Raw genomic sequence first — 19,746 nt, forward strand, 5'->3', positions numbered from 1 at the left:
CTGGTTGCCCTCATCCGCCCTCCGGGCCCCTTCTCCCGCAAGCGGGAGAAGGGTTCAACACACTGCCTCGGCATTGAGCCCCTCTCCCGCTTGCGGGGTGAGGCGACGCGGCTTGCGAGCCACTGGCTCGCGCGTCGCCGAACGCCCGAACGCCATGCGTTCGGGCCGGGGGCGGGGTTGGGGTGAGGGCAACCAGGCCTGCTTGCCCTCATCCGCCCTCCGGGCACCTTCTCCCGCTTGCGGGAGAAGGATTAAAGGCACCTGCCCCTTAAGCCCAGGTAATGCCAACCCCGCTAATCTGATGGTCCGCAACCTGGATCGCCGTCATGAAAAAATGGATTGCCGCCCTTGTTCTGATCGCAGTGCTGCTGCTCGGCTACCTCGCCGCGGGCCCGTTCCTGACCGTCAACGCCATCCGCGCGGCGGTCAAGGAAGGCAATACCGGCGAATTGTCCAAGCACATCGACTTCGCCCAGGTCCGGCTCAGCCTCAAGGCCCAGGTCGATGATTACCTGGTCCGCCGCGCCGGTCCCGGCACGCAATCCAGCGTGCTTGGCGCGATCGGCCTGAGCCTGGCCAGCACCGTCACCGGCACCGCGGTGGACGCGATCGCAACGCCGGTCGGCATCGGCGCGGTGCTCGAAGGCCGCAAAGTCTTCAAACGTTTCGACGGCAGCGGCGCGGGCCGCGACACTTATGCGCCGGTCGAACCGGCCCAGCCGCTCAAGCATTTGAGCTATCGCTTCGAATCGCCCTCGCGCTTTACCGCCACGGTGAACAACGCCGACGGCGATCCGGTGGTGTTCGTGCTCACCCGCGACGGGCTGAGCTGGCAGGTGACCGACATCCGTCTGCCGTTGGACAAGATGCTGCCCTGAACGGCGCGGCCGTCCGCGCCTGACTGCCATGGAAATTTCCGGCGATCAGCGCGGACCGCGTCTGCCTCGCGCACGCAGGCTTGCGTTTGCGCACCGCGCGAAATACTTTGCAGCGTGCCCGCGGCGCCGATGCGCGCGGCGGGCACCGGGACAGGCATGTCCCGCACCGATCGTCACTCATATCGTTTGGACAGGAATTCCATGAAAGCGATTTTCTCCGCCCTGGCTCTGGGCCTGCTCGGTTTCGCCTCCTTCGCCGCAAACGCCCAGGGCGAATGCGACAAGTACCGGACCAGCTACGACAAGACCTATTGTTTCGCCAAGCTGTTCCTGGAATCGGACAAGGAACTCAACACCGCCTACAACGACCTGCGCGGCCTGATCAAGGAGCCGGTGAAGCAGCAGTTGAAGGCCACCCAGCTGGACTGGATCAAGTACCGCGACAACAGCTGCGAGTCGTCGGGCAGCATCAATGTCGATTGCAATTACCGGGTCAACCGCGAGCGCGGCGAGTACCTGCGCGATCGCGTGCGCGAGTGCAAGGCCGGCACCTGCCGCAACGATGAGATCGTGAAGAAGTCCTGGAATTGATTGCAGGACCATGGCTTTCGTCCCGGCTCGCCTGTGGGCGGGTCGGGATCGGCCTGGTTTGACCGGAAAGCATCGGGGCTGAAGCCCCACAAAAGACTTCGCGGCTGCGCAGTCTTTATGGATGCACTGGAATTGATTGCAGAACTATGGCTTTCGTCCGGCTCGCCTGTAGAGGTCGGGATCGGCGTGGCCTGATGAAAAAAGGCATCGGGGCTGAAGCCCCTCCCACAAAAGATTGCGTAGCCGCGTAGTCTTTTGTGGGAGGGGCTTCAGCCCCGATGCTTTTGTCTCAGCGGTTCGCAACCCCATGCGGCACATGTCCCGCCGCGACGTGATCGCGCGCCGACAGGATGTTGTGCTCGGAATCGTCGAAGAAGATGTCCGCGCCGAAGGCTTCCAGGAACGGGCCCTTGGGGCGGCCGCCGAGAAACAGCGCTTCGTCCAGGCGGATGCCCCACTCGCGCAAGGTGCGGATCACCCGCTCGTGCGCCGGCACCGAGCGCGCGGTCACCAGCGCGGTGCGGATCGGCGCGTCCTGGCCGACCGGGAACGCCGCCTGCAGGCGGTGCAGCGCATCGAGGAACCCGCGGAACGGGCCGCCCGACAGCGGTTCGCCGGCGTGGCTGCGCTCGTGTTCGGCGAACGCCGCCAGGCCGCCCTCGCGCGAGACCCGCTCGCCTTCGTCGTCGAAGATCACCGCGTCGCCGTCGAAAGCGATGCGCAACTGGTCCGGGCGCAGATGCGGCGCCAGCTTCGAATTGGGCGTGGCCGGCAACAGCGTCGCCGCCGCCACTCCGGCGGCGAGCGCGGCGCTGACGTCCTCGGCGTTGGCCGACAGGAACAGGTCCGCGCCGAACGGCCGGATGTACGGAAACGGCGGCGCGCCGTTGCTGAAAGCCGCGCGCTTGATCGACAGGCCGTGGTGGGCGATCGAATTGAAGATGCGCAGGCCGCTGTCGGCGGAGTTGCGCGAGATCAGGATCACCTCGACCCGCGGCGCGTCCGTCGGCGCGCCCTGGTTGAGCGCGAGCAGCTTGCGCACCAGCGGGAAGGCGATGCCGGGCCGCAGCAGATCGTCCTCGCGCTCGCGCTGGAACGCGGCGTAGGCATCGATGCCCTCGCGCTCGAACAGCGCATGGCTTTCTTCCATGTCGAACAAGGTGCGCGAGGAAATCGCGACGATCAACGGGTCGGCATCACGGTCGGGCATGGGCCTATTGTGGCAGGAGTGAGCGGGCAGAAGTGAGGAACGAGTAAGAGCCGCCATCACTCCTTCCGCTTGCCGGCCGCCGGGACTCGCTATGGCGAGGACGCAGGAGCGGGTAACAGCGGGGTTTTGCTCATTGCTCACTCTCCTCCACTCTTTTCCGCGGCCTGCTATCGTTCCGCACCGCCTCTCGGCCCGGAAACGCCCATGTCGTCCAGCCCCGCCGCACCCGCCACCGCCGACTCGCAACTCGGCCACGCCCTCAAATCCCGCCAGCTGGTCATGATGGGCCTGGGCAGCGCGATCGGCGCCGGCCTGTTCCTCGGCTCGGGCGTGGGCGTGCAGACCGCGGGGCCGGCGGTGCTGCTGTCGTATCTGATCGCCGGCGTGCTGGTGATCATCGTGATGCGCGCGCTCGGCGAAATGGCCGCGGTGCGGCCGACCAGCGGCGCGTTCTCGGTCTACGCCGCCGATGCGATGGGCCCGACCGCGGGCGCGACCCTGGGCTGGCTGTGGTGGGTGCAACTGGTGATCGTGATCGCGGCCGAATCGGTCGGCGCGGCCGGGCTGCTGGCGACGATCTGGCCGCAGTTGCCGGTCGCGGCGATGTCGCTGGTGTTCATGAGCGTGTTCACCTGCGTCAACCTGCTCGGGGTGAAGAACTTCGGCGAGTTCGAATTCTGGTTCGCGATCCTCAAGGTCGCGGCGATCCTGGCCTTCATCGTGATCGGCGCGCTGTTGCTGCTGGGGCTGCTGCCGGAGGTGGCCTCGCCCGGCTTCGCCAATTTCACCGCCCACGGCGGCTTCGCGCCCAAGGGCTGGGCCGGCGTCGGCGCGGCCTTGCTGGTGGTGGTGTTCGCCTTCGGCGGCACCGAGATCGTCGCGGTCGCCGCGGCCGAAACCCAGGACCCGGAACGCAGCATCACCCGCGCGATCCGCACCGTGGCCTGGCGCATCCTGGTGTTCTACATCGGCTCGCTGGCGGTGATCATCGCGGTGGTGCCGTGGAACAGCGAAAGCCTGAAGTCGCCGTTCGCGGCGGTGCTGGAGGCGGCGCGGATTCCCGGCGCGGCCACGGCCATCACCCTGGTCGCGGTGGTCGCGCTGTTGTCGGCGCTCAACGCCAATCTCTACGGCGCCTCGCGCATGATCTTTTCCCTGGCGCAGCGCCGCGAGGCGCCGGGCTTCCTCGCCCACCTCAGCAGCAGCCGCGTGCCGGTGGCGGCGGTGTTGGCCAGCGTCGCCTTCGGCTTCATCGCCACCGCGCTGGAGCTGCTGTATCCGGAGAAAGTGCTGCCGGCGCTGCTCAACGTGGTGGGTTCGACCTGCCTGTTGGTGTGGACCTTGTCGCTGGTGTCGCAGCTGATCCTGCGCCGCCGCGCCGATCGCGCCGGCACCGTGCTGCCGTTCAAGATGTGGGCCTTCCCGTACGTAACCTGGCTGGGCCTGGGCATCCTGGCGATGGTGTTCGTGCTGGCGCTGCTGACCGAAGGCCCGCGCATGCAGCTGCTGTCGACCGCGGCGCTGACCCTGTGCATCGCCGCGATCAGCGAAGTCGCGCGGCGGGTGCGCGCGCGCGGCTGAGGCCGGCGCGCCCCAAACCGGCCCGGCTCAGGCCTGCTTGACCAAGTGTTGGACCGCCAGCGGACCACCGGGGAATTGCTGCATGCGGCCGCCTTCAACCAGCCCGCCCAGATCTATCGTGGCGTAACCGGTTCGCTGCAGCAGCGCCGCCAGCTCGCCCTTGGCCTGGACGTCATCGCCGGATACGAACAGCACGCGCTGGCCGCCGTGGCCGCGCGGATCGGTGCCGAGCACCTCCGCGAGCAGATGATTCAGCGCCTTGACCACCCGCGCGCCCGGGACCAGGTCGGCGAACACTTCGCTGGAGGTGCGGCCGTGCAGATCGAAGGGCTTGAACTGCGGCGCCTCGATCGGGTTGTTGGCATCGACCACGATGCGGCCGCTCAGGTCCAGGCCCTTCAAGGCCTGCGGCAGCTTCGACCAACCGATCGCCACGAACACCAGATCCGCCTGCGCGACCTGTTCCGGCGTGGCCGCGGTGACGCTCGGCCCCAGTTCGGCGACCAGGGGCGCCAGCGACTGCGGGCCGCGACTGTTGGCGATCGAAACCGCGATGCCGGCGCGGGCCAGGGTGCGTGCGATGGCGGTGCCGATGTGGCCCGCGCCGAGAATGCCGATCTGCATGAGGTTTCTCCTTCAAGTGACTAATAAAATTGGATAATCGCCGGAACCTCAAGTCGTTTCGAACCCGGTTCCGCCGCCGTGGAGCGAACTATGCGCGCCCCACTCAGGCCGGATAAGCCGGCAATGGCTAGAATGAATTTCAAGCATTACTTGAAGGCTGCGCACCTGTGGAAACCCTGGCCAACCTGGAATCCTTCGTCCGCAGCGCCGACCTGCGCGGTTTTTCCGCGGCCGCGCGCCAGCTCGGGCTGACGCCGGCGGCGGTGAGCCGCAATGTCGCGGTGCTGGAACGCAACCTGGGTCTGCGCCTGTTCCAGCGCAGCACCCGCAAGCTGACCCTGACCGAATCCGGCGAGCGCTTTCTCGACTCGGTGCGCGAGCACGTCGAGGCCTTGAACAGCGCGCTCAGCGTCGCCTCGGTCGAGAGCGAGGAGCCGGCCGGCACGCTGAAGCTCAGCATGGCGCCGGGATTCGGCATGGATTACGTGCTGCCGCTGATGCCGCAGTTCCTGCGCCGGCATCCGCATATCCGTCTGGACTGGCTGCTGGAGAACCGTCAGGTCGATCTGATCGCGGAGGGCTTCGACGCGGCGATCGGCGGCGGCATCGAGCTGGCGGCCGGAATGGTGGCGCGGCCGCTGGCGCCGCTGCACGTGATCGCGGTGGCCGCGCCCACGTATCTGCAAGGCCGGCCGCTGCCGGCCGAACCGGAGGATCTGGCCGAACACGACGGCATCGCCATGCGCTCGGCGCGCACCGGCCGCGTGCGCCACTGGGCGATGCGCGACTCGGGCGGGCGCGAAGCGGTGGCGCTGACTCGTGAACGCATCGTCCTCAACGATCCCGAAGCTATGTGCCGCGCCGCGCTCAATGGCCTGGGCGTGACTCTGGTCGCGGTACAGCATGCACTGCCCTACCTCGACGACGGGCGCCTGCAACGGCTGCTGCCGGATTGGTACGCCGACCTGGGTTCGATCTCGCTGTACTACGCTAGTCGCAATCTGTTGCCGAGCAAGACGCGGGTGTTCGTGGACTATCTGATCGAAGCGTGCGAGCGCGCCCGGCTGCCGCAACGGCTGTCCGGCCGCGCCGACGCGGGCGCGGGAGTTGCGGCATGAGCGAGACCGCCAACCCGCCGTCCGCCGACAGCCGAGCCGGCGCCCCCATGGTCGGCGCGGTGCTGATCCGCGACGGCCGCCTGCTGCTGGGCCTGCGCAACGCCTACAAGCGCCTGGCGCCGAACTGCTGGGACATCCTCGGCGGCCATGTCGAGGCCGGGGAAACCCTGGAACAGGCCTTGCTGCGCGAATTGGAAGAAGAAGCCGGCGTCGTCGCCACCGACTACTGCCAACTGGGCGAACCGCTGATATGGGCCGGCGCCAGCCTGACCGTCTACCGCGTCGATGCCTGGCAGGGCGAAGTCGCCATGCGCGGCGACGAACACGTGCGGCTGCAGTGGTTCGATCCGGTGCAGGCGCGGGCGCTGCCTAATCTGGCCGATGGGCGTCTGATCGAGTTGATCGGGCGGTTGCGGCGCTGAGGGTAGCGACGTTGGAGCCCCTCTCCCGCGCCCCGAAGGAAGTCACCTTGGGTGGCAAGCGGGAGAGGGAGAAAGAGAAGGAGAGAATGCGGATTTGCTTCAAGCCGAGCGCGGTCGCGCTCAGCCGCTGGTGAACTGCTCGATCAACATCCGCTCTTCCAGATTGTGCTCAGGATCGAACAGCAACGTGACCGTGCGGTCGCGCGACTCGCGGATCATCACCTCGACCACGTCGCGCACTTCGTGCGAGTCGGCGGTGGCGCTGACCGGGCGCTTGTAGGGATCGAGCACGCGGAAACGCACTTCGGTGTCGGCCTTGAGCAGGGCCCCGCGCCAGCGCCGCGGGCGGAACGCGGCGATCGGGGTAAGCGCGATCACCGCCGAACCCAGCGGCAGGATCGGCCCGTGCGCGGAGAAGTTGTACGCGGTGCTGCCGGCCGCGGTCGCGACCAGCACGCCATCGCAGATCAGCTCGTCGAGCCGGGTCTGGCCGTTGAGGTCGATGCGCACGTGCGCGGCCTGGCGGGTCTGGCGCAGCAGCGAAACTTCGTTATAGGCCAGCGAACCGAAGCTCGCGCCGGACTCGGTCTGCGCGACCATTTCCAGCGGACGCAGCACCGCCGGCTCGGCGCTGGCGATGCGCTCGAGCAAATCGCCGCTGGCGTCGGCGTATTGGTTCATCAGGAAGCCGACCGTGCCCAGCTTCATCCCGTATACGGGTTTGCCGAGCGCGCCGTGGCGATGCAGGGTCTGCAGCATGAAGCCGTCGCCGCCGAGCGCGACCAGCACGTCGGCGCTGTCGGGTTCGTGCTGATCGTGCTGGGTCAACAGCGTCGCAAGCGCGCGCTGGGCGTCGTCGGTGTGACTGGCGAGGAAGGCGATGCGTGGCGTCGCGGTCATCGGCGGCTCCGGAAGGATGCCGTCAGCATAACCCGGCCGATGCGGGGGATTCGTGTCGGGACCACGGTCCGCGCACAAGGTCGCGTATCGCCACGGCGACGGCGGCCTCGCCGGTTTCGCGACGCATTCGCGATTTCGCTTGCGAGAGCGCTTTTATGGAAGGGCTCGCTTTCTGTGGGAGGGCCTTCAGGCCCGATACCTTTGTCTCAGATCGCCGCGACCTGAAAGAAAAGCATCGGGCCTGAAGGCCCTCCTACAAAAAACCCCCGGCCGTTCGGGGCCGGGGGTATTTCGAAACCACGCAGGACCGGCGCGAACGCCGGCCCGCCGCCGCTATCAGCCGCGCGCCGCCAACTGCGACAGACGCTGCACCGCGACCGAAGCGGTCGGATAGTCCAGGGTCTTCTGCGCCGCCAGTTCGGTCAGCATCGCCAGGGTGAAGCGCAGCGACTGGTCGTCGCGGCTCAGCCACTGCTTGACCTTGGCGTCGGCGTTGGCGCCGGCCATGTTGAGCACCTGGCCGACCAGGATGCGCTGCTGGGTCGCCAGCTCTTCGCGCAGCACGCCGCGCGCCACCGCATGCCAGCGGCCATCGACGGTGAGCGCGTCGATCTGCTCCTGCAGCCACGGCAGACGCAGGGCTTCGCCGAGGCGGAAGTGCACCTTGGCCACATCGACCGGCTTGAGCTTGCGCTCGCGCGCCAGTTCGATGATGTCGCAGCTCGGCTCCAGGTACCGCAGCGCGGCCAACTGCGCCGCGAGCGACTCGGGCACGCCCTTGGCCTTCCAATCGGCGAAGGCGGCATCGTGGGCCGGACGCTCGCCGTCGCCGAGGATGCCGTGGCCGGCGCGGATGTTCTTGAAGCCGTCGTGGTAGCGATCGACCGCGGTGGTGATGTCCGGAATCGCGCCCGGACGCGACAGCAGCCAGCGGGTGAAGGAACGCTGCAGCGTCCAGATCACCTGCAGGGCGTCGATCTGGGTCGATTCGGCGACCTTGCCGTCGAGCGCGTCGATCTGCGCCCACAGCTCGCGCGCGTCCAGGGTCTCACGGGTAATGGTGAAGGCCTTGGCGACCTCGCCCGGGGTGCGGCCGCTGTCTTCCTGCATGCGCAGCAGGAAGGTCGCGCCCATCCGGTTGATGGTCGAGTTGGTCACCGCGGTGGCGATGATTTCGCGCTTCAGGCGGTGGTTCTCCATCGCCTTGGCGTACTTGGCCTGCAGCGGCTGCGGGAAGTAGCGCACCAGTTCCTTCGACAGGTACGGGTCTTCCGGCACGTCGGAATCCAGCATCTGCTGGAACGCGACCAGCTTGGAGTACGACAGCAGCACCGACAGTTCCGGACGGGTCAGGCCCTGCCCGCGCGCCTTGCGTTCGGCGATCTCGGCGTCGCTGGGCAGGAACTCGATCTGGCGATCCAGCAGGCCCTGCGACTCCAAGGTGCGGATGAAGTGCTGCTTGGAGCCCAGGCGCGACAGGCTCATGCGCTCCATCAGGCTGATCGCCTGGTTCTGGCGGTAGTTGTCGTTGAGCACCAGCTCGGCGACTTCGTCGGTCATCGACGCCAGCAGCTTGTTGCGATCGGGCAACGACAGCTTCTTCGCCTGAACCTGGCCGTTGAGCAGGATCTTGATGTTGACCTCGTGGTCCGAGGTGTCCACGCCGGCCGAGTTGTCGATGAAGTCGGTGTTGAGCAGCACGCCGTGCTGCGCCGCCTCGATGCGGCCGAGCTGGGTCAGGCCCAGGTTGCCGCCCTCGCCCACCATCTTGCAGCGCAGATCGTTGCCGTTGACGCGCAGTGCGTTGTTGGCGCGGTCGCCGACGTCGCTGTTGGTTTCGCTGCTGGCCTTGACGTAGGTGCCGATGCCGCCGTTCCACAGCAGATCGACCGGCGCCTTGAGGATCGCGCTCATCAGCTCGACCGGGCTCATCGCCGTGACGTTGCCTTCGATGCCCAGCGCGGCCTTGATCTGCGGCGACAGCGGAATCGACTTGGCCGAGCGCGGGTACACGCCGCCGCCCTTGCTGATCAGGGCCTTGTTGTAGTCGTCCCAGCTCGAACGCGGCAGCTTGAACATGCGCTCGCGTTCTTTGAACGTCTTGGCCGCGTCCGGATCGGGATCGAGGAAGATGTGGCGATGGTCGAACGCGGCCAGCAGGCGGATGTGCTTGCTCAGCAGCATGCCGTTGCCGAACACGTCGCCGGACATGTCGCCGATGCCGACCGTGGTGAAGTCCTGGGTCTGGCTGTCGCGGCCGATGCTGCGGAAGTGGCGCTTGACCGACTCCCACGCGCCCTTGGCGGTGATGCCCATGCCCTTGTGGTCGTAACCGACCGAACCGCCCGAGGCGAAAGCGTCGTCGAGCCAGAACTTGTGCTCGGCGGCGATGCCGTTGGCGATGTCGGAGAAGGTCGCGGTGCCCTTGTCGGCGGCGACGACCAAGTAGGGGTCGTCATTGTCATGGCGCACGACTCTCGCCGGCGGGACGATTTTCCCATCGACGATGTTGTCGGTGATGTCCAGCAGACCGTTGATGAACATCTTGTAGCAGGCGATGCCTTCGGCCAGGACCGCGTCGCGGTCGCCGCCGATCGGCGGACGCTTGGCGAAGAAGCCGCCCTTGGAGCCGACCGGCACGATCACCGTGTTCTTGACCATCTGCGCCTTGACCAGACCCAGCACCTCGGTGCGGAAGTCTTCGCGGCGATCGGACCAGCGCAAACCGCCGCGGGCGACCGGGCCGAAGCGCAGGTGCACGCCTTCCACGCGCGGGCCGTACACGAAGATTTCGCGGTACGGACGCGGCTTGGGCAGATCCGGCACCTGGGCCGAATCGAACTTGTAGCTGACATAGCCGCGTTCGGAACCGTCGGCGGTGGTCTGGTAGTAGCTGGTGCGCAAGGTGGCGTTGATCACGCCGATGAAGCTGCGCAGGATGCGGTCTTCATCGAGGCTGGAGACGCGGTCGAGCAGCGCCTTGATCGATGCGACCGTGGCCTGGGCCTGCTCGTCGCGCTTGCCGCTGCGCGCCTGGATCACCGGCTTGAGCGCGGCCATGACCGCGGCGTCGCCGCCGGACAGAGTGTCGAACTGCTGGACCAGGCGCTCCTGGCCGGCCTTGATCTCGTCCTTGCTCTCGTTGCCGGTGCACGGGTCGAAGCGCGCTTCGAACAGCTCCACCAGCAGGCGCGCCAGCAGCGGATAGCGGCTGAAGGTTTCTTCCACGTAGCTTTGCGAGAACGGCACGCCGACCTGCAGCAGGTACTTGCAGTACGCGCGCAGCATCGCGACCTGGCGCCAGGACAGGTTGGCGGTCAGGATCAGGCGGTTGAAGCCGTCGTTCTCGGCGTTGCCGCGCCAGATCTGGGCGAAGGCTTCTTCGAAATTCTCGTCCAGGCGATCGACGTCGATGTCGTTGTTGGCGGTCTCGACCTCGAAGTCCTGGATGTAGACCGGCTGGCCGTCCACCGTCAGGCGGTAGGGGTGTTCGGAAATCACCCGCAGGCCCATGTTCTCCATCATCGGCAGCGCGTCGGACAAGGGGATGTCGTCGAGCTGGCGGTAGAACTTGAAGCGCAGGCCGCCTTCGCCCTGGCGGGTGCGGCACAGGCTCAGGCGCAGATCGTCCGGGCCGCTGAGCGCGGCGAGATGGGCGATGTCCTGCGCCGCCACGCCGGCCGAGACTTCATCGATATAGCCCGGCGGCAACGCCCGTCCATAACGATTGGCCAGGGCCAGACCCTGCTGCTCGCCGTTGTTGCGCACCAGCGCTTCGCGCAGGTCGTCCTGACGGTTGCGCACGATCTCGGCCAGTTCGGCTTCGATGGCGGCGTTGTCGATGACGCGCGCGCCGTTCTGCGCGGCTTCGCCCGACTTCGGGCGCACGATCAGGTGCAACTGCGCCAGCGGCGATTCGCCGATGTGCACGGTGGTGTCGATGTGCTCGCCGTGCAGCTTGTCCTTGAGCATCGCCTCCACGCGCAGGCGCACGTCGGTGTTGAAGCGCTCGCGCGGAATGTAGACCAGGCCCGAGTAATAGCGGCCGTAACGGTCGCGGCGCAGGAACAGCTTGCTGCGCACGCGCTCCTGCAGGCCGAGGATGCCCGAGGTGGTCTTGAGCAGTTCGTCCTCGCTGGACTGGAACAGCTCGTCGCGCGGCAAGGTTTCCAGCACGTGGCGCAGGGCCTTGCCGCTGTGGCTGTCGGGCGCCAGGCCGGACTGCTCCATCACGTAGGCGTGGCGCTGACGCACCAGCGGGATATCCCAGGGGCGGCGGTTGTAGGCGCTGGAGGTGTACAGGCCGAGGAACCGCTTCTCGCCGGTCGGACGGCCCTGAGCGTCGAAGCTCAGCACGCCGATGTAGTCCATGTAGCCCGGACGGTGCACGGTGGAACGCGCATTGGTCTTGGTCAGGATCAGCGCGTCGACCGCGCCGGAGTGCGGCATGTAGTGCGCCGCCAGCGACGTCAGCAGGCGCGGCTTGCCGACTTCCTTCCCGCGCAGCAGGCCCAGGCCGCTGTCCTTGACCGCGCGCAGCACCTCGTCGCCGCCTTGCTTGACGACTTCGTACTCGCGGTAGCCCAGGAAGGTGAAATGGTTCTCGGCGGCCCAGTGCAGGAACGCCTGCGCCTCGCGCTTGCCGTCTTCGTCGATCGGCAGGTTCTGGCCGGGCAATTCGTCGGCGACCTGATTCATCTTGTCGCGCATCTGCGACCAGTCGCGCACGATCGCGCGCACGTCGGCCAGCACCACTTCCAGCGCATGCTTGATCTTGGCGGCCGATTCGGCGGTCTGACGGTCGATTTCCAGGTGCATCAGCGACTCGGCCACGCCCTGCCCGACCGCCAGCAGCTTGCCGGCCTTGTCGCGCTGGAACGTCACCACCGGATGGCCCAGCACGTGCACGCCGATGCCCTGATCGGCCAGCGCCATGGTCACCGAATCGACCAGGAACGGCATGTCGTCGTTGGCGATCTGCAGCACGGTGTGCGGCGATTCCCAGCCATGCGACTTCAGCGTCGGGTTGAACAAACGCACCAGGGCCGAACCCTGTTTGCGGTCGCGCGCGTAATCCAGAAAGTCCGCCGCCAGCGCCGCCCAGCCGTCGGGCTGGTGCTGCGGCAGCTCATCGGCGCTCATGCGCTTGTAGAACGCCTGCGCGAAGGCTTCCGCCTCGGCGTGGCGCGCCTTGGGCAGGCGCTTGTGCATCGCGGCGATGATCGGCTGCAGATTCACCGCCTGCGCATCGACCGGCGGCGCCGACTGGCTGCGGCCGGGCGCGGCGGCTTTCTTCGGCGCAGCCGGTTTGCCGGCCGGTGCCGCCGTTTTCTTGACCGGGGCCTGCTTGGCCGACGCCGGCTTCGCGGCCGGTTTGGCGGCGGCGCGTTTGGCGGGTTCGGACTTGGAAGCTTTGGGTTTATTGCTCATGGGAACGTTGAGGTCCGGATGGAATGAGGCAAAAAGACGAGGCTAAGGCTGGATGTCTGCTTGAGAATCGGATGTCGAAAACCGAACCACCGCGTCGGGCGCTGACTCGGATCGACGAAGAAAGCCGAACTACCGCGCCAGGATCTGACCAGCTCGTGAAGTGATTTGAGAATCGGTGGTAGCGGACAAAACCAAACCGGCGCGCCGGGCTTGAATCCGGCGCGCCGTGTGCGAGTGAAATAGGGATAAGGAAAACGCCGTCGCGGCAGCGGCCTGGAAGCGCTCCCAAACCCGCGAGCCCGGCCCGCCGTTGTCGCGGCGATGGCCGGGCCAGGATGAAGCGGAGCGTTTCATCGAGAGGCTGATCGACTCGGCTCAGTCGGCGTGTTCAGCGCAGACCGGTTTCGTTGCGGGCGATGACCAGGCGCTGGATCTCGCTGGTGCCTTCGTAGATTTCCGTGATCTTGGCGTCGCGGAAGTACCGCTCCAGCGGCATTTCCTTGGAATAGCCCATGCCGCCGTGAATCTGCACGGCCTGATGGGCGATCCACATCGCCGCCTCCGAGGCGGTGAGCTTGGCGATGGCGGCCTCGTTGCTGAAACGGCCGCCGTGCTTCTCGGTCTGGCCCTTCTGCCAGGCCGCGCGCAAGGTCAGCAGCAGCGCCGCATCGAGCTTGCACTTCATGTCGGCGATCTTGGCCTGGGTCATCTGGAACGCGCCGATCGGCTGGCCGAAGGCCTTGCGCTCGCGCACGTAGGTCAGGGTGGCCTCGTAGGCGGCGCGGGCGATGCCGATGGCCTGCGAGGCGATGCCGATGCGGCCGGCGTCGAGCACGCCCATGGCGATCTTGAAGCCGTGGCCTTCCTCGCCCAGCACGTCGTCGGCGGAGGCGACATAGTCCTCGAACTCGATTTCGCACGTGGCCGAAGCGCGGATGCCGAGCTTGGGCTCGGTCTTGCCGCGGTGGAAACCGGGCTTGGCGGTGTCGATCATGAAGGCGGTGATGCCGCGCGCGCCCTTGTCCGGGTCGGTCATCGCGAACAATACGATGTACTTCGCCACCGGGCCGGAGGTGATCCAGCTCTTCTTGCCGTTGATGACGAAGCTGCCGTCGGCCTGCTTGACCGCCTTGCAGCGCATGGCCGTGGCGTCGGAGCCCGACTGCGGCTCGGTCAGGGCGAAGGCGCCGATTTCGCGGCCCTCGGCGATGGCGCGCACGTACAACTGCTTCTGCGCCTCGGTGCCGAACTTGAGAATGCCGTTGCAGAACAGCGAATTGTTGACCGACATGATGGTCGAATGGGCGGCGTCGCCGGCGGCAATTTCGACCATCGCCAGCACGTAGGAGATCGGGTCCATGCCCGCGCCGCCGTACTCGGCCGGCACTTCGATGCCCATCAGCCCGTTCTCGCCGAGGGTGCGGATGTTCTCCAGGGGGAACTCGCCGGTGTGATCGTGGTGCTCGGCGCTGGGAGCAATCTTTTCCTGGGCGATACGGCGCGCCACGTCCTGGATCATCAACTGCTCTTCGGTAAAGCCAAAATCCACGTCGACACCTCTTCATGTGGTGATTGCAGGCGGTGAGCGCTGGCGAGCCTGCGGCGCCGCGCTGTCGCCGCCACGGCGCCGACGCGGTACCTCCTGCCCGTTGCACCTCGGCCCGTTTCAGGGGCCGCGGCCCGTTCGTCGAGCCGCGAATGCGAATTGTAGCCGCGCGCGCGCAATAACCCCACCCATCCAACTGCCCCGATCTGGCGTTACGCCCGCCCGCTTTCAGTCCGCGTTCTGACTTGCTGCGCCGCCGCACGACTTGACCTGAGAGCCCTTCGCCACCACACTTATCGCTATATCGCGATACGTTGATGAAAGGCAGCGTTCGCAAGCCGGAGAGCCGCTGAAGCCTGGGTCTTGCCGATTCGTCGAGGTTCAAGTTCCCAGTCCCTGCTCCTGGTCTCGTCTCCTTCAACTAAGTTGCGTATCTCTCATGGATCTCGAAGGCTGGTCGTCCCGTCTGAAAGTGTTCGCCGACGCCACCCGCGTGCGTCTGCTGGCCCTGCTCGAGCGCGAGGAACTGACCGTGGCCGAGCTGTCGGCGATCACCCGTCTGGCCCAGCCGCGGGTGTCCACCCACCTGTCCAAGCTCAAGGAAGCCGGACTGGTGCGCGACCGCCGCGCCGGCGTGTCGGCGTACTACCGCTTCGACGAAGGCGCGCTCGACCACGCCCAGTGCGCCCTGTGGCAGACGCTGAGCACCGGCAGCGACGATCCGCTGCTGCGCCAGGACGGCGAACGCGTGACCGCGGTGCTGGCGATGCGCGCCTCGGACCAGAACTGGGCCGACTCGGTCGCCGGCGACATGGAACGCCACTACTCGCCCGGCCGCACCTGGGAAGCACTGGCGCGTTCGGCGCTGCCGTTGCTGCAACCCGGCGACGTGCTCGACATCGCCTCCGGCGACGGCGTGCTGGCCGAGCTGCTGGCGCCGCATTCGCACCGCTACATCTGCCTGGACGCCAGCACCAAGGTCGTGGCCGCCGCCTCCGAGCGCCTGCGCAAGCTCAAGAACGTGGAAGTGCGCGAAGGCGACATGCACGCGCTGCCGTTCGACGATGAAACCTTCGACCTGGTCGTGCTGATGCACGCGCTGACCTACGCCGAACATCCGGCCCAGGCCGTGGCCGAAGCCGGACGCGTGCTGCGCCCGGGCGGACGCGTGCTGGTCACCAGCCTGGCCAGGCACGAACACCGGGGCGCGGTCGAGGCCTTCGGCCACGTCAACCTCGGCTTCGCCGAGAAAGACCTGCAGAAGTTCGCCACCAAGGCCGGCTTCGACATCGTCAGCTGCCAGACCGTGACCCGCGAGCGCCGCCCGCCGCATTTCGAAGTGATCGCGCTGATGGCGCGCAAGCCCGGCGGCGAGCCGGTGCGCAAGCCCGGCAAGAAGTGAGGACCGACCGATGAATCGACTTCCGTGGATCAACCCCGAACGCGCCCAGGCGCTGGAAACCGGACTGGCCCAGCGCATCCTGATCATGGACGGGGCGATGGGCACGATGATCCAGCAGCATGAACTGGCCGAGGCCGACTATCGCGGCGAACGCTTCGCGCAAGGCTACGACCGCCTGTACGCGCCGCGCGACGAGCACGGCGGCGAGCACGCCCACGGCGAAGGCTGCGGCTGCGAGCGCGACCAGCGCGGCAACAACGACCTGCTGACCCTGACCCGGCCGGACATCATCGGCGACATCCACGCCCAGTATCTGGCCGCCGGCGCCGACCTGATCGAGACCAACACTTTCAACTCGACCACGATCTCGCTGAGCGACTACGGCCTGGAGCATCTGGCGCGCGAGTTGAACCTGGAAGGCGCGCGGCTGGCGCGCAAGGCCTGCGACGAAGCCGAGGCGCGCGACGCCGCCGCCGGCAAGCACAAGCCGCGCTACGTGATCGGCGTGCTCGGCCCGACCAGCCGCACCGCATCGCTGAGCCCGGACGTCAACCGCCCCGGCTACCGCGCGATCACCTTCGACGAACTGCGCATCGCCTACCGCGAAGCCACCGACGGGCTGATCGACGGCGGCGCCGACGTGATCATGGTCGAGACCATCTTCGACACGCTCAACGCCAAGGCCGCGCTGTTCGCGATCGAGGAAGCCTTCGACGCGCGCGGCGCGCGGCTGCCGGTGATGATCTCCGGCACCATCACCGACGCCTCCGGCCGCACCCTGTCGGGGCAGACGGCGGAGGCGTTCTGGTACTCGGTGCGGCACAACCAGCCGGTGGCGATCGGCCTGAACTGCGCGCTCGGCGCCAAGGACCTGCGCGTGCACATCGACGTGCTGGCGCAGATCGCCGACGCCAACATCAGCACCCATCCCAACGCCGGCCTGCCCAACGCCTTCGGCGGCTACGACGAGACCCCGGAAGACATGGCCGCGGTGCTGGGCGAGTTCGCCCGCGCCGGGCTGCTGAATCTGGTCGGCGGTTGCTGCGGCACCACCCCGGCGCACATTGCCGCGATCGCCGCGGTGGTCGAGGGCGTGGAGCCGCGGCGGCCGTTGCAGTTGGTCGATGCGGCGGCGTGAGTTTTCTTTCCGCGACCGCGCCACTTTCCAACCGTCATTCCCGCGAAGGCGGGAATCCACGGACTTCGAACGTTCTCGCACGAAAGGCCCTGGATTCCCGCGTTCGCGGGAATGACGAGCAAGAGCACAAGACTAAGACACATACCGAGCAATGACCGCAACCCTTCCCCGCCAAACCCGCCTGAGCGGTCTCGAACCGCTGCAGATCACGCCGGAAAGCAACTTCGTCAACGTCGGCGAGCGCACCAACGTCACCGGCAGCGCGCAGTTCAAGAAACTGATCATGGAAAGCCGCTACGACGAAGCCATCGTCGTGGCGCGCCAACAGGTCGACAACGGCGCGCAGGTGCTCGACGTCAACATGGACGAGGGCATGCTCGATTCCGAGCTGGCCATGGTCACCTACCTCAACCTGATCGCGGCCGAGCCCGACATCGCCCGCATTCCGGTGATGGTCGACAGCTCCAAGTGGACGGTGATCGAGGCCGGCCTGAAATGCCTGCAGGGCAAGGGCATCGTCAACTCGATCTCGATGAAGGAAGGCGAAGCCGAGTTCCTGCGCCAGGCGCGGCTGGTGCGGCGCTACGGCGCGGCGGTGGTGGTGATGGCCTTCGACGAGGTCGGCCAGGCCGACACCATCGATCGCAAGGTCGATATCTGTTCGCGCGCGTACAAGCTGCTGACGGAAGAAATCGGCTTTCCGCCGGAAGACATCATCTTCGACCCTAACGTGTTCGCCATCGCCACCGGCATCGAGGAACACAACAACTACGCGGTCGATTTCATCGAGGCCACGCGCGAGCTCAAGCGGCGTTTTCCGTACAGCCATATCTCCGGCGGCGTATCCAACGTCTCGTTCTCGTTCCGCGGCAACGAGATCGTGCGCCAGGCGATCCACGTGGTGTTCCTGTACCACGCGATCAAGGCCGGCATGGACATGGGCATCGTCAACGCCGGCGGCCTGCCGCTGTACGACGATCTGGACCCGGACCTGCGCGAACGCGTCGAGGACGTGGTGCTCAACCGCCGCGCGGACGGCACCGAGCGTTTGCTGGAAATCGCCGACCGCTTCAAGGGCAAGAAAGGCGAGAAGAAGGTCGAAGACCTGCGCTGGCGCGACAAGCCGGTGCGCGACCGCCTCAGCCATGCGCTGGTCCATGGCATCGACCAGTGGATCGAGGAAGACACTGAAGCGGCGCGCGCCGAATCCACGCGCCCGCTGGACGTGATCGAAGGCCCGCTGATGTCGGGCATGAACGTGGTCGGCGACCTGTTCGGCGCCGGCAAGATGTTCCTGCCGCAGGTGGTCAAGTCGGCGCGGGTGATGAAGAAGGCCGTGGCCTACCTGCTGCCGTACATCGAAGCCGAGAAGCTGCGCACCGGCGATGTCGGCAAGTCCAACGGCAAGATCATCATGGCGACCGTCAAGGGCGACGTGCACGATATCGGCAAGAACATCGTCGGCGTGGTCCTGGCCTGCAACAACTTCGACGTGGTCGACCTGGGCGTGATGGTGCCGGCGCAGACCATTCTGGATCGCGCCCGCGAGGAGAAGGCCGACCTGATCGGCCTGTCCGGCCTGATCACGCCGTCGCTGGAGGAAATGAGCCACGTCGCCCGCGAAATGCAGCGCCAGGGCTTCACCATGCCGCTGCTGATCGGCGGCGCGACCACTTCGCGCGCACACACCGCGCTGAAGATCGACCCGCACTACAAATCGCCGACGGTCTGGGTCAAGGACGCCTCGCGCGCGGTCGGCGTGGCGCAGTCGCTGATCTCCATCGAGCTGCGCGAGCCCTTCGTCGCCGCCAACGCTTCGGACTACGCGGAAATCCGCGAGCGCCACAAGAACCGCGGCGACGGCAAGCGCCTGGTGTCGCTGGACAAAGCGCGCGGCCAGCGTTTCGACGGCGGCTGGGACGATTACGTTCCGCCGGCGCCGAAGCATCCGGGCCTGCACGTGTTCGACGACTATCCGCTGGCCGAATTGGTGGAGTACATCGACTGGACGCCGTTCTTCAACACCTGGGAACTGGCCGGGCGCTATCCGGCGATCCTGAGCGACGAGATCGTCGGCAAGCAGGCCACCGAGCTGTACCGCGACGCGCGCAAGATGCTCAAGCAGCTGGTCGAGGAAAAGTGGATCCGGGCCAAGGCGGTGTTCGGGCTGTGGCCGGCGAATTCGGTCGGCGACGATGTCGTGGTCTGGGAATCGGGAATTGAGAATCGGCAATCGGCTCAGGCCGCCGAGGCTTCTTCCGATTCCCGATTCTCGACTCCCCATTCCCGAACCTTGCACTTCCTGCGCCAGCAAGCCGACAAGCCGGCCGACCGCCCCGACTTCTGCCTCGCCGATTTCATCGCGCCGAAGGAGTCCGGCCTCCAGGACTGGATCGGCGGCTTCGCCGTCACCGCCGGCATCGGCATCGAGCCGCACGTGGCGCGCTTCGAAGCCGATCACGACGACTACAACTCGATCATGGTCAAGGCTTTGGCCGACCGCCTCGCCGAGGCCCTGGCCGAGCGCCTGCACCAGCGCGTGCGCAAGGAGTTCTGGGGCTACGGCAGCGACGAGACCCTGGACAACGAAGCGCTGATCGACGAAGGCTACCGCGGCATCCGCCCGGCCCCGGGCTACCCGGCCTGCCCGGAGCACAGCGAGAAGGCCACGCTGTTCCAGATGCTGGATGCCACCCGCCACACCAGCCTGGAGCTGACCGAAAGCTTCGCCATGTACCCGGCGGCGGCGGTCTCGGGCTATTACTTCAGCCATCCGGGCAGCCAGTACTTCGTGGTCGGCCGGGTCAACAAGGAACAGGTTGAGGACTACGCCCGCCGCAAGGGCGTCAGCGTGATCCAGGCCGAACGCTGGCTGGCCTCGAATCTGGATTACGATCCGGATTGAC

At 66.9% G+C, this 19,746-nt stretch carries 12 protein-coding genes and 1 pseudogene; 8 read left to right on the forward strand and 5 right to left on the reverse strand.

Annotated features, from left to right (window positions below):
• The first annotated feature begins 326 nt into the window (after positions 1–326).
• Together LG3211_RS12105 and LG3211_RS12110 are read left to right on the forward strand one after the other, a co-directional pair.
• Positions 327–878 carry a DUF2939 domain-containing protein gene (locus tag LG3211_RS12105; RefSeq protein WP_057943071.1) on the forward strand — a complete coding sequence of 184 codons (552 nt, stop codon included), beginning with the start codon at positions 327–329 and terminating at the stop codon, positions 876–878.
• Between the two features lie 201 nt (positions 879–1,079).
• Positions 1,080–1,469: a lysozyme inhibitor LprI family protein gene (locus tag LG3211_RS12110; RefSeq protein WP_222837615.1), complete on the forward strand. Its 390-nt coding sequence runs from the start codon at positions 1,080–1,082 to the stop codon at positions 1,467–1,469.
• A 289-nt stretch (positions 1,470–1,758) separates the two neighbouring features.
• On the opposite strand, the gene LG3211_RS12115 is transcribed toward LG3211_RS12110, so the two are convergent.
• Positions 1,759–2,679 carry a 5'-nucleotidase gene (locus LG3211_RS12115; protein WP_057943072.1) on the reverse strand — a complete coding sequence of 307 codons (921 nt, stop codon included), beginning with the start codon at positions 2,677–2,679 and terminating at the stop codon, positions 1,759–1,761.
• Positions 2,680–2,883: 204 nt separating this feature from the next.
• On the opposite strand from LG3211_RS12115, the gene LG3211_RS12120 reads away from it, so the two are divergent.
• Complete coding sequence (locus LG3211_RS12120; RefSeq protein WP_057943073.1) at positions 2,884–4,260, forward strand: amino acid permease; 1,377 nt, start codon at positions 2,884–2,886, stop codon at positions 4,258–4,260.
• Positions 4,261–4,287: 27 nt separating this feature from the next.
• Here the strand turns inward: LG3211_RS12120 and LG3211_RS12125 are convergent, their stop codons facing one another.
• Complete coding sequence (locus tag LG3211_RS12125) at positions 4,288–4,884, reverse strand: NADPH-dependent F420 reductase (protein ID WP_057943074.1); 597 nt, start codon at positions 4,882–4,884, stop codon at positions 4,288–4,290.
• A 167-nt stretch (positions 4,885–5,051) separates the two neighbouring features.
• Here LG3211_RS12125 and LG3211_RS12130 point away from each other — a divergent pair, with 167 nt between their 5' ends.
• Positions 5,052–6,002 (forward strand): LysR family transcriptional regulator, encoded by a 951-nt coding sequence (locus tag LG3211_RS12130; protein WP_057943075.1) that lies wholly within the window; start codon positions 5,052–5,054, stop codon positions 6,000–6,002.
• Positions 5,999–6,424: an NUDIX hydrolase gene (locus tag LG3211_RS12135; RefSeq protein ID WP_083512498.1), complete on the forward strand. Its 426-nt coding sequence runs from the start codon at positions 5,999–6,001 to the stop codon at positions 6,422–6,424. Before LG3211_RS12130 ends, LG3211_RS12135 begins: the two co-directional genes overlap by 4 nt.
• Positions 6,425–6,544: 120 nt before the next feature.
• On the opposite strand, the gene LG3211_RS12140 is transcribed toward LG3211_RS12135, so the two are convergent.
• The 3 genes from LG3211_RS12140 to LG3211_RS12150 all read right to left on the reverse strand — a co-directional run bounded on the left by LG3211_RS12140 (position 6,545) and on the right by LG3211_RS12150 (position 14,303).
• Positions 6,545–7,324, reverse strand: coding sequence for an NAD kinase (locus tag LG3211_RS12140; RefSeq protein WP_057943077.1), 780 nt, complete (start codon positions 7,322–7,324; stop codon positions 6,545–6,547).
• 336 nt (positions 7,325–7,660) lie between these two features.
• Positions 7,661–12,535, reverse strand: a complete 4,875-nt coding sequence (locus tag LG3211_RS12145) for an NAD-glutamate dehydrogenase (protein ID WP_425479972.1) — start codon at positions 12,533–12,535, stop codon at positions 7,661–7,663.
• A gap of 607 nt (positions 12,536–13,142) precedes the next feature.
• Positions 13,143–14,303 carry an acyl-CoA dehydrogenase family protein gene (locus LG3211_RS12150; protein ID WP_057943079.1) on the reverse strand — a complete coding sequence of 387 codons (1,161 nt, stop codon included), beginning with the start codon at positions 14,301–14,303 and terminating at the stop codon, positions 13,143–13,145.
• 436 nt (positions 14,304–14,739) lie between these two features.
• Between LG3211_RS12150 and LG3211_RS12155 the strand changes: the two are divergent.
• From LG3211_RS12155 to metH, 3 genes and pseudogenes are all read left to right on the forward strand, one after another.
• Positions 14,740–15,669: pseudogene (locus LG3211_RS12155) on the forward strand (ArsR/SmtB family transcription factor); the annotation flags it as partial.
• A 43-nt stretch (positions 15,670–15,712) separates the two neighbouring features.
• Complete coding sequence (locus tag LG3211_RS12160; protein ID WP_057943081.1) at positions 15,713–16,840, forward strand: homocysteine S-methyltransferase family protein; 1,128 nt, start codon at positions 15,713–15,715, stop codon at positions 16,838–16,840.
• 151 nt (positions 16,841–16,991) lie between these two features.
• Positions 16,992–19,745, forward strand: a complete 2,754-nt coding sequence (gene metH / locus LG3211_RS12165) for a methionine synthase (RefSeq protein ID WP_057943082.1) — start codon at positions 16,992–16,994, stop codon at positions 19,743–19,745.
• The last annotated feature ends 1 nt before the right edge of the window (position 19,746 follow it).

Source organism: Lysobacter gummosus, from assembly GCF_001442805.1.
In the GTDB taxonomy this organism is placed as follows: Bacteria; Pseudomonadota; Gammaproteobacteria; order Xanthomonadales; family Xanthomonadaceae; genus Lysobacter; species Lysobacter gummosus.

What these genes read in the sequence shown, in the direction of transcription:
- LG3211_RS12105 (WP_057943071.1), top strand. Translation starts at nt 327, where the DNA reads ATGAAAAAATGGATTGCCGCCCTTGTTCTGATCGCAGTGCTGCTGCTC.
- LG3211_RS12110 (WP_222837615.1), top strand. Translation starts at nt 1,080, where the DNA reads ATGAAAGCGATTTTCTCCGCCCTGGCTCTGGGCCTGCTCGGTTTCGCC.
- LG3211_RS12115 (WP_057943072.1), bottom strand. Translation starts at nt 2,679, where the DNA reads ATGCCCGACCGTGATGCCGACCCGTTGATCGTCGCGATTTCCTCGCGC.
- LG3211_RS12120 (WP_057943073.1), top strand. Translation starts at nt 2,884, where the DNA reads ATGTCGTCCAGCCCCGCCGCACCCGCCACCGCCGACTCGCAACTCGGC.
- LG3211_RS12125 (WP_057943074.1), bottom strand. Translation starts at nt 4,884, where the DNA reads ATGCAGATCGGCATTCTCGGCGCGGGCCACATCGGCACCGCCATCGCA.
- LG3211_RS12135 (WP_083512498.1), top strand. Translation starts at nt 5,999, where the DNA reads ATGAGCGAGACCGCCAACCCGCCGTCCGCCGACAGCCGAGCCGGCGCC.
- LG3211_RS12140 (WP_057943077.1), bottom strand. Translation starts at nt 7,324, where the DNA reads ATGACCGCGACGCCACGCATCGCCTTCCTCGCCAGTCACACCGACGAC.
- LG3211_RS12145 (WP_425479972.1), bottom strand. Translation starts at nt 12,535, where the DNA reads ATGCACAAGCGCCTGCCCAAGGCGCGCCACGCCGAGGCGGAAGCCTTC.
- LG3211_RS12160 (WP_057943081.1), top strand. Translation starts at nt 15,713, where the DNA reads ATGAATCGACTTCCGTGGATCAACCCCGAACGCGCCCAGGCGCTGGAA.
- metH (WP_057943082.1), top strand. Translation starts at nt 16,992, where the DNA reads ATGACCGCAACCCTTCCCCGCCAAACCCGCCTGAGCGGTCTCGAACCG.